This is a genomic window from Arthrobacter sp. SO3, from assembly GCF_020532825.1.
Lineage (GTDB): Bacteria > Actinomycetota > Actinomycetes > Actinomycetales > Micrococcaceae > Arthrobacter.
On the sequence record NZ_MQTS01000115.1, the window covers coordinates 1 to 10,272 of the forward strand.

The 10,272-nt window shown below is 65.8% G+C and carries 8 protein-coding genes; all 8 read left to right on the top strand.

Annotated features, from left to right (window positions below; translation table 11 throughout):
• The coding region (locus tag BJQ90_RS11830) for a hypothetical protein (protein ID WP_226760450.1) at window positions 1-316 on the top strand (316 nt) is incomplete at its 5' end.
• An 8-nt stretch (window positions 317-324) separates the two neighbouring features.
• Complete coding sequence (locus BJQ90_RS11835; RefSeq protein ID WP_226760451.1) at window positions 325-1,647, top strand: glycosyltransferase family 4 protein; 1,323 nt, start codon at window positions 325-327, stop codon at window positions 1,645-1,647.
• Window positions 1,648-1,664: 17 nt separating this feature from the next.
• The gene (locus BJQ90_RS11840; protein ID WP_226760452.1) at window positions 1,665-3,395 is read left to right on the top strand and encodes a glycosyltransferase family 4 protein; all 1,731 of its coding nucleotides are present in this window, start codon (window positions 1,665-1,667) and stop codon (window positions 3,393-3,395) included.
• Window positions 3,395-4,282: an ABC transporter permease gene (locus BJQ90_RS11845; protein WP_226760453.1), complete on the top strand. Its 888-nt coding sequence runs from the start codon at window positions 3,395-3,397 to the stop codon at window positions 4,280-4,282. Before BJQ90_RS11840 ends, BJQ90_RS11845 begins: the two co-directional genes overlap by 1 nt.
• Entirely contained in the window at window positions 4,269-5,156 is an 888-nt protein-coding gene (locus tag BJQ90_RS11850) for an ABC transporter ATP-binding protein (protein WP_226760454.1), read from the top strand. The genes BJQ90_RS11845 and BJQ90_RS11850 overlap by 14 nt, the downstream gene beginning before the upstream one ends.
• Window positions 5,156-7,063 (top strand): glycosyltransferase, encoded by a 1,908-nt coding sequence (locus tag BJQ90_RS11855; protein WP_226760455.1) that lies wholly within the window; start codon window positions 5,156-5,158, stop codon window positions 7,061-7,063. The genes BJQ90_RS11850 and BJQ90_RS11855 overlap by 1 nt, the downstream gene beginning before the upstream one ends.
• Window positions 7,050-8,324: a UDP-N-acetyl-D-mannosamine dehydrogenase gene (gene wecC / locus BJQ90_RS11860; protein WP_226760456.1), complete on the top strand. Its 1,275-nt coding sequence runs from the start codon at window positions 7,050-7,052 to the stop codon at window positions 8,322-8,324. Before BJQ90_RS11855 ends, wecC begins: the two co-directional genes overlap by 14 nt.
• Window positions 8,325-8,412: 88 nt before the next feature.
• Window positions 8,413-10,272: glycosyltransferase (locus tag BJQ90_RS11865; RefSeq protein ID WP_226760457.1), on the top strand; the 1,860-nt coding region annotated here is incomplete at its 3' end.

Below are 10,272 nucleotides of genomic sequence, written 5' to 3' on the forward strand. Positions count from 1 at the left end.
CCCCCGGGTTACCCCCCCGGCCGTCCAGACCCCCGCAGCCGGAACGGCTGTCGGCAAAACTGAGACCGCTGCGGCCACGCCCGCGCCAACGCCCACTCCCCAGCCGCAGCAATCGACGGCGCCTGCGGTTGCTGCGGCACCGGCCCAGACTCCTGCGGCGGCGCACGCAAAGGTCAAAGCGGCCGTTGCTGTCGCGACCGGAAGCTCGCTGCCGGTCCAGGTGATTACCGTCCTGATGCTGCTCACCGCCGGCTTCGTCTACTTCCGATTCCTCAGTGGGAAAAGCAGCGGCATCGCCTCCAAGGCCGGAAAGTAAGCACCCGGATGCGAAACAACGCCGGGCGTGAACCGGCCCGCCCCGAACCGGCCCGTGCTGAAACCGGCAGCTCCGAAACCGGCTGCTCTGAACCGGCCCGTGCTGAAACCGGCAGCGCCCCGGTACGGATCACACTGCTGACGCACTCGTACTGGCCGGAGCACAGTCCACCCCAGCGGCGCTGGACCGCCATGATCAAGGAATTTTCGCGCTCAGGCTGGGACGTCGACGTCGTGGCCCCCGTCGCGCACTATCCGTTCGGCCGGCGGGCATTGCCCCGGCGGCTGGCCGGCAGGCCCTTCAGGCTGCAGGACGGGCAGTTCACCGAGAAGATCCTCCGCGTGCCGTATCTGCGGCACGGCAACTCCCGCGTCGCGCGCCTGGTGGACCAGTGCTTTTCGGCAGCTCTCTCGGTTCCGGCCGGAATGCTCCTGCCCAAGCCCGACGTCGTCATTGTCACCGCGCCGGCGCTGCCGTCCCTGGCTGCCGGATACCTGCTCGCGAAGCTGCGCGGTGTACCGCTGATTGTTGAAATGCGGGACGCCTGGCCTGACCTCGCCCGGGACGCCCGCCTGGTCCAGGGGAGCGTCAAGAGCGTCGTTGAGCACTTGGTTGATTTTGTGCAGCACCGGGCGGATCTCGTGGTCACCGTGACCGAGGGGTTCGCTGAGACGCTCCGCGGGCGCGGAGTCCGCAGGGTTGCCACCATCAGCAACGGACTTCATTTGGACGCCATCCCGGTCCTGGATGCACCGGACCTGGACCGGCCCGTTTTTGAGGCGCTCTACCTTGGCAACCATGGTGAGAGCCAGCGGCTCGAGGTGGCCATCCGTGCCAGCGCGCTGGTGGGCGAGTCGATGCACCTGCACATGGTGGGTCACGGGACGCGGCGCCCGGCCCTGGAGAAGCTTGCCCGCGAGTTGAAGGCTCCGGTCACCTTTCACCCGCCGCTGCACGGCGAGGCCATGATGGAGCGCTACGCCGCGGCGGACACCTGCCTCGTTTCCCTCCGCGACGACTGGAAGTCATTCGAAACCACCGTTCCCTCCAAGACTTATGAGGTCCTGGCTGTGGGACGTCACGTGACGGCCATGGTGCGCGGCGAGGCTGCGCGTGTCATCTCCGATGCGGACGCCGGCGATATCGTTGCCAGCGACCCGGCGGCCCTGGCGGCTTTGTGGCGTGAACTGGCTGCGGACCGGGGCCGTCTTGTCCGCAACGGCGACAGCCGGCAGTGGGTCAAAACGCACGCAGAGTATGGGTTGCTGGCCAGCCGTTACGTGGACCTCATCGCAGAGCTCCTGGGTAGGGCCACCGTAAACACGCAATGATCCAGACGCTAAGAAACGTGCGGCTTGCCGCACACACCGCAGGACAACACCTCGCGGACGATCCGATGGTGCTGTTCCTCCAACTCTCCCGCCGCGTGCCGGCATCGGTGGTCCGGCCCCTGGCCCGTCTGGCCTGCTCCGTCGCCCCCAGGGGCTCCGTGGTTGTCCCTGTGTTGCTGGCATCGCTCACACGCGGCGACGTCGACGACGTCGCACGCCGCCTGCGGCTCGCCGCGGACCGGAAGGTTACCGGGGAGAAGGCACGGAAACTCGCGGACATCGCCCTCGCCGCGCACCTGCCGGAGCTCTCGGACCTCCTGCTGGCCGGGGCGGCCGATGCGCCCGGCTTCAAGTCCGCGCAGGCACGCAGGCTCTGGTATGCCGGGAACCTCAGCGGAGCTGTCGCCGTCCTCGAGGGTTCCGGCCGGGCAGGCCGGCGCCAGCAGGAACGGCTTGCCGGCGAGGCGGCGGTGTATGCGGGTGCGGGGCCCTCGTTGAGCCGGCAGGCGTTCACCCCGGTGCCCGGCCGGGTCCTGCACTTGCTGACCAACTCCCTGCCCCACACCGCGAGCGGCTATGCCCAGCGGTCCCACTCCGTCATGGTTGCCCAGCGGGAGGCCGGCTGGCAGGTGCTGGCCGTCACACGACTGGCCTATCCCGTGCAGGTCGGAAAGCTCCTGGCCCACGCCACGGACGTGGTGGACGGGGTCGAGTACCGGCGGCTGCTTCCCGCACGGCTGGCGGCGGCAATGGATGCGCGCCTGCAGCAGCAGGCCAAGGAGCTGCTGGACGTGGCGCTGGAGTTCAAGCCCAGCGTCCTCCACACGACCACACACTTTGTCAATGGCATGGTGGTCCGGGCCGTGGCCGATGCCCTGGGGATCCCCTGGGTCTACGAGGTCCGCGGGCAGCTGGCCGACACCTGGGCCGCCACTCACGGACCACAATCACGCTACAGCGAAAAGTACCGGCTGTTCCAGGCACGGGAAAGCGACGTTATGCGGGACGCCGATCTGGTAGTGACGCTGGGACAGGCTCTGAAGGCCAATATCGTCGCCGCGGGCATCCCCGAGGAGAAAATCCTGATCGCCCCAAACGCAGTGGGCGGAGCGTACCTCCGGCAACCGATGGATAGCGCCGGCGCGCGCCGCAAACTGAATCTGCCCGAGGACGGGCTCTACATCGGCACCGTCAGCAGCCTGGTCGCCTATGAAGGCCTGGATGACCTGGTGCGGGCGTTCGCGCTTTTGGCCCCGGAATTCCCGCAGCTGCGCCTGCTGGTCGTGGGTGACGGCGTTTCCCGGCCCGGCTTGGAGGAGCAAATCGCTGCCCTGGGACTTTCCGGGCGGACAATTTTCACGGGGCGGGTGCCCCGGGACCTTGCCCCGCTCTATCACCAGGCGCTGGACGTGTTTGTGGTCCCGCGCAAGGACCTGGACGTGACCCGGGCGGTGACTCCGCTCAAGCCAGTTGAGGCCCTCGCGAGTGCCCGGCCGGTTGTTGGCAGCGACCTGCCCGCGCTTCGGGAGATAATAGACGACGGCGGAAACGGGATTCTTGCCCCCGCCGAAGATCCCCAGGGCCTTGCCAAGGCAATCTCAACGCTGCTCTCCGACGCAAGCTACCGCGCGGAGCTGGGGCAAGCGGGCCGTGCAGCGGTCCTGGCCGGGAGGACCTGGGCGGCCAACGCCACAGCCCTGGCCACACGTTACGCTGGGCTGCACCATGAACATGAGGAGAACGAGTAGTGTCCGCAGATAGTGCAATAGACCCGGAGCCGGTGGCCGTCCAGCCCCTCTCCGTGGATATGCGGCGGCTGACGCGTGTCGGTTCGCGGCCATCGTTCCTGGACTACCTCGTGAAGCTCTGGGACTTCCGGCAGTTCATTTTCTATGATGCGCGTGCCCGCGTCCAAAGCGGGACGCGCCGTGACCGGCTGGGCAGCGCCTGGCTGCTGCTGAACCCGATTTTCAACGGACTGACGTACTTCCTGATCTTTGGACTGCTGCTGAACACCAGCCGTGGCATTGAGAACTTCGTGGGCTACCTTGTGGTGGGCATCTTTGTCTTCCAGTTCAGTTCCGGTGCCATTACCTCCGGCGCACGCTCCATCCGGAGCAGCAAATCCGTCGTCCAGGCATTTAACTTCCCGCGGGCGGCGCTGCCCATCGGCGCCAACGTGCGGGAGCTGCTGAGGGCCGTGCCCCTCATCCTGGCCATGCTGCTGATTGTGGTGGTGCTGCCTCCCGCCGAGAAAATCACCTGGCTCTGGGTCCTGGTGCTGCCGGCCATCCTGCTGCAGTCACTCTTCAACCTGGGGGTGGGGCTCATCCTGGCCCGGATCATCTCCCGCGTCCACGACGTCACCCACCTGATGCCTTTCGGGCTCCGGGCCTGGATGTACTGCTCGGCCATCTTCTACTCCTATGACCGCTTCGTCACCAACCCCGCCATGCTCGCCGCCATCAAACTCAATCCCCTGTTCAACGTGATCGACATCGTCCGGGACTGTGTTCTTTACGCCAGGGTTCCCCAGTGGCAGTCGTGGGCCATTCTCGCGGCCTGGGCCCTGGGAGCGCTGGCCGTCGGGCTGGTCTATTTCTGGAAGGGGGAGGAATCCTATGGACGCGGATGACCAGGAGATCTTCATCGAAGGACACCCCTGCGTGGTGGTGGACAGCGTCGAGATGCGTTACCGGGTCGCCTCCACCGCGGCCGCTGCCCCTGAGGCCGACGTGGCCAAACCGAGCCTCCTTCGCCGCGCTGTCAGCAAACCCAATATGGTGACAGTGCACGCCCTGAACAGGCTGTCACTCGTCGTTGAACGCGGTGAGTCCGTGGGCATCATTGGCAGGAACGGTTCCGGCAAGAGCACGCTGATGAAGATCATCAGCGGGCAGTCCAAGCCATCCAAGGGAGCGGTGTATGCCTCCAGCACCCCCATCATGCTCGGCGTCAACGCGGCCCTGGTACCAGACCTTTCCGGGGACCAGAACGTGATCCTCGGATGCCTCGCCATGGGCATGAGCCGAGCCGAAGTGGACGAAAAGTTTAACAGCATCGTGGAACTGTCCGGACTGGAAAAATCCATCCACCTTCCCATGAAGTCCTACTCCTCGGGCATGGCGTCCCGCCTCCGGTTTGCCATTGCAGCCAGCGTCGACCCGGAAATCCTCCTGGTGGATGAGGCACTCAACACCGGCGATGCCCAGTTCGGGGACCGCAGCAAGCTGCGGATGGATGAGCTCCGCGAACAGGCGGGCTGTGTCTTCCTGGTCAGCCACAGCCTGGAAACCATCAAGGACATGTGCACGCGGGTGGTTTGGCTCGACAAAGGCGACCTGATCATGGACGGGGAGCCGGAGGTAACTGTCAAGGCGTACCAGGCCTTTACCAGGCACCTCGCCAAGGGCAACAACATTTCAGCCACCAAAATCCTCGACGAAGCCAAAGCGAACCTTGTGGCTACCGAGATCCGCGGACGGTCCTCGCGCCGGAGCCGAGGCTGATGGCGGGTCTTCGGGCAATCCGGACTGGACTGTGGCATCTGCGCAGGGGCGGCCCGGCGCAGCTCAAGTCCTGGCGGTCCCGCCGGCGGATCGAACTGGGCTTCGCCGCGCCCCGCGACGTCCAGGGCGTCGAGGCGGCCTGGACCGGCAAAGGACGCAAACGGCGGCTCTCGCTCCTGCCGGCGAAGCTGCCGCGCCAGCAGCCCAACCGGCCTGACGTGCGGGCCGCGGTCATCCTGGATGATTTTTCGGCGCTGGCTTTCGGCTACGAATGGTCCACCAGCCCGGTCCATCCGCACACCTGGCGCAGGGACCTTGCGGCCGGCGACTTCGATCTGTTGTTCGTCGAATCGGCGTGGGCGGGCAATGGCGGACTGTGGCGGGGCAAGCTGACCGGCCGGGCCGGACCCAGCGACGAGTTCCGCGAACTCGTCCGGTGGTGCCGGCGGCACGGTATTCCCACGGTCTTCTGGAACAAGGAAGACCCGCCCCATTATGACGACTTCCTCCCCGCCGCAAGGCTCTTTGACCAGGTCTTGACCTCAGATTCCGGCCGCATTGCGCAGTACAGGGTGGATCTTGGTCATGAACGGGTCGGCGTCCTTCCCTTCGCAGCCCAGCCCGCCATCCACAACCCGGTCAGGCCGGGACACGGCCGGCACAGCCGGGACGTTGCCTTCGCGGGCATGTATTTTGCCCACAAATACCCGGAGCGCCGGGCCCAGATGGACTTCCTCCTCGGCGGTGCGCTGGACGCGTCGGCGCGGATGGGAACCGGTCTGGAAATCTTCTCCCGCCAGCTCGGCGGCAACGCCGAGTACCAGTTCCCCGCACCGCTGGACGCCCGGGTGGTCGGTTCCTTGAGCTACCCCCAGACGCTGTCCGCCTACAAGGCGTACAAGGTCTTCCTCAACGTCAACTCCGTCGTCGACTCGCCCAGCATGTGCGCGCGGCGCATCTTTGAGATCTCGGCATCCGGAACACCGGTAGTGACCGCGCCCAGCCTGGCCATGGAACAGTTCTTTGCCCCGGCAGCGGTGCCCGTGGCCGCCACCCGCAAGGAAGCCGAGCACCTCACCGGGGCACTGGTGTCCAACCCTGAGCTGAATGACCGCACCGCACACCTGGCCCAGCGCACCATCTGGGCCGCCCACACTTACGCCCACCGGGCGGAGACTGTCCTGCAGCACGCCCTCCCCGGCAGGAACCTCGGTGTGCAGCGGCCTTCCGTCTCGGTCCTGCTGCCCACCATCAGGCCGCAAAACCTTGAGGGTGTCTTCCGGACCCTGGCGGGGCAGCGCGGCCTGGAACTGGAACTGGTGCTGCTTACTCACGGTTTCCGGCTCTCCGCCGAGCGGCTGGCAGAGCTCTCTGCACAGTCCGGACTGCGGAACGTGGTGCTGCTGGAGGCGTCCCGCGACATCTCGCTGGGGGAGTGCCTGAACAGGTGCGTCGCCGCGTCCAGCGGCCAGGTCCTCACCAAGATGGACGACGACGACCACTACGGACCGCACTATCTCAGCGACCAGCTTCATGCCATGGCCTACTCGGGTGCGGACGTCGTCGGGAAACAGGCACACTACATGCACCTGGAGTCCTCCGACGCCGCGCTCCTCAGGTTCGCGGCCAGGGAACACCGGTTCACCGATTTCGTGATGGGCCCCACCATCATGGCGCGCCGGGACGTCTTCACGGACCATCCCTTCCAGCACGTTACGGTCGGTGAGGACACCGGATTTCTCCGGGCCGCCCATGCCGCCGGTAAAATCATCTACTCGGCGGACCGCTTCAACTACTTCCAGGTCCGCACCGGCGCAGGACACACCTGGCAGATCGAGGACGCCCAACTGCTCGCCTCGGGAGACCTGAAATTCTACGGAAAGCTGCACGGACATGTTGACATCTAGGACTGCCGAGACCGCGGCCACGATCCGAACGGTCGCCGTTATCGGACTCGGCTACATCGGGCTGCCGACAGCGGCCATCCTGGCCACCAACGGTCTCGACGTGATCGGCGTCGACGTCAATCCGAACACCGTGGACGCGGTCAACAATGGCGACGTGCCGTTTGCGGAACCTGACCTGGGCATCCACGTCGCCGGTGCGGTCAGCCGCGGCAGGCTTCGGGCCCAACGCGACACGCCCAGCGCGGACGCCTACATCGTGGCCGTGCCGACACCGTTCAAGGCGGACAAGTCTGCCGACATGTCTTTCATTGCGGCTGCCGCCCGGGCCATCGCGCCGGTACTGAGGGGCGGTGAGCTGGTGATCCTGGAGTCGACGTCACCGCCCGGGAGCACCCGGCGGCTCGCCGAACTCATTCTCGGAATGCGCCCGGACCTGAGCCTTGATGGCCGGGACGGCAAGCCGGCACTTCTGGTGGCACACTGCCCGGAACGGGTGCTGCCTGGCAGGATCATGATCGAACTGGTCACGAACGACCGTGTAGTGGGTGGCCTCACAGCGGAGGCTGCCGACGCCGCCGCAGCGCTGTACGGAGTGTTCTGCCAGGGCGAGATCCACCTCACGGACGCCGCCACGGCCGAAATGTCCAAACTGGTGGAGAACGCGTACCGCGACGTCAATATCGCGTTTGCGAACGAGCTGTCAGTCATCAGTGAAAACCTCGACATAGACGTCTGGGAACTCATCCGGCTGGCCAACCACCATCCCAGGGTCAACATCCTGCAGCCCGGTCCCGGCGTCGGCGGCCACTGCATCGCGGTGGACCCGTGGTTCATTGTGGCGGCAGATCCCGAAAATTCCGCTTTGATCCGGACGGCCCGCGAAGTCAACGACGCCAAGCCCGGCCACATCGTGGAACAGGTCGGCAACGCGGCCAGCGGTATCACCCGTCCGGTGATCGCCTGCCTGGGCCTGTCCTTCAAGGCCAACATCGACGACGTCCGGGAGTCACCGGCGGTGCAGATCGTGCGCCGGGTGGCCATGTTGCGTCCCGATGCGGATATTCTTGTCGCGGCGCCGCACGAGGATCGGCTGCCACAGGAGCTGGCCGGGTGTGCCAACGTCCGGCTGATGGAAACGGACCAAGCGATCGAATCGGCGCACGTCGTGGTGCTGTTGGTTGATCACGACAAGTTCCGTGACATTGAGCCGTCCAGCCTTGAGGGCAAGACGATCATTGACACCCGGGGTTTCTGGCGCTGAGGCAGCGGCCCGTGGTGCCAGTGACGTTTATGAGTAAACGAAAGATGAGGGTGAAGGACGCTGACGGCGACCGGCCCAGGGGAGACTAATGCATAACCGAAGTGACGCACCAACACGGCTGCCCGCCGGCAAGCATTTTGCCGTCACCTGGAGCGTGCCTGTGGTGCACGGCGGCAGGACAAACTCCATGCTGCACCGGTCCCGGGCCTTTGCCGCCCAGGGTGGCGCGCCGGTGCAGGTCCTCACCTTCGACAACTTCCGGGATTACCAGGACATCCGGAAGACACTCACCGAGCAGGGAAAACTCACCGACGGCGTCACCATCCGGAACATCTGGGAAGACCTGACCCACCTCGCCGGCGACGCTCCCGTGCTTCCGGCAGCGGACCTCACCGGCTTCAGCCCCCTCGGGGAGACCGGAATCCCCGTCACCACGGTAGAGGGCGGCCCCAGCGGGCGAACCCAGAGATTTGCTGCCGACGGCACAACGCTGCTGCAAACCGACTACCTCCGTGAGGACGGAACCCTGTTCCTTTCGGACCGCAGCGATGTTGAGAACCCGGGCCAGCATGGGGGCAGGTCGCTCACCCTGTGCAATGCCGAGGGGCTGCCGGTGGAGCAATGGCGTTCATCCTGGGAAATGTACCGGGCCTGGCTGGATCACTTGACGGACGGTGAGGACTCCTACTTCATCGTGGACAACAAGCACGCCGCGACGTTCATGAAGACGTATCGGAGGCCCTCGGCGACCGTCTTTCTGATGGTCCACGATTCCCACCTGGCCACGGCGATCCACGGCCCGGCCTCGCAACTCTCCGGCTCAGGCGAGGTGGTCATCCCTCGCTTCGACAGTTTCGACGGTGTGGCCATCCTGACCCACATGCAGGCAGAGGACATCAGGTCACGCATTGCTGACATCGGCAACATCCACGTCATCCCCAACAGCCGCTCGGCGCCACTCCAGCCCGTGGAAGCTGAACGCAACCCGGCAGCCGGTGTTCTGCTGGCCCAGTTGAGGCCCCTCAAGCAGATTGATCACGCCATCCGCGCGATCACCGACGTGAACCACCGACACCAGACCAACGCCACCCTTGCCATTTACGGTGAAGGGGATGAGGCCGCCAAGTTGGCAGGCCTCATCGACCACCTCGGCGTCTCTTCGCTGGTCCAGCTCAAAGGCCACACCCATTCGCCGGATAAGGAGTTCGGCGAAGCCTCGTTTTCACTGCTGACAAGTTCGTCCGAATCATTTGGCCTGGTGATCCTGGAGAGCATGTCTGCCGGTTGCGTCCCCATTGCCTACGACATCCACTACGGCCCGTCGTCCATCATTACGCACGGCGTCAACGGCTACATCGTGGAATACGGGAACGAGGTGGCACTGGCCGACTGTGTGGCGGAATTCCTGGCCCTGCCGGAGGAAAAGAAGTCCGCCATGCGGGAAGCCGCGATTGCCAGGGCCGTCGACTTCTCCGACGCCCCGGTTGTCTCCATGTGGTCAGAAGCTTTGGCAGCCGCCGCGGCCAGGAAGGCGGTCCCGGCCCCGGAACTTCACGTGGCGGTGACCGACACCGCCTGGGGAACCTGGTCTGACGGGGCACTCGATCTGCGGGTCACGGCCCGGCTGACCGCCGAGAGCGACAGCCTCGACGCCGAGACTCCGCGTTTCTTCTGCCGCCTCAGGACCCGCGGCGGCGAGACCTTCTTCAGGGCGGCCGGGGAGACGACGCGAATAACCGGCGGCGGCGTGTACACCAGCGTCTTTCGCTTCGCACCGGACATCATGCAGGCACTGAGTGACTCCATCGTGGACGCCGGCCTTGAAACGCGCCTCCTGGGCCGCCGGGTGACCTCCCGGCTGCCCTACAGCGCCCCGTCCGCGACCCCAATGGACGTCTATACAACGGTGCACGGCAACCTGAGCCTTCGCCCCGCGAAGGCCCCGGTC

What these genes read in the sequence shown, in the direction of transcription:
- BJQ90_RS11835 (WP_226760451.1), top strand. Translation starts at nt 325, where the DNA reads ATGCGAAACAACGCCGGGCGTGAACCGGCCCGCCCCGAACCGGCCCGT.
- wecC (WP_226760456.1), top strand. Translation starts at nt 7,050, where the DNA reads ATGTTGACATCTAGGACTGCCGAGACCGCGGCCACGATCCGAACGGTC.
- BJQ90_RS11850 (WP_226760454.1), top strand. Translation starts at nt 4,269, where the DNA reads ATGGACGCGGATGACCAGGAGATCTTCATCGAAGGACACCCCTGCGTG.
- BJQ90_RS11855 (WP_226760455.1), top strand. Translation starts at nt 5,156, where the DNA reads ATGGCGGGTCTTCGGGCAATCCGGACTGGACTGTGGCATCTGCGCAGG.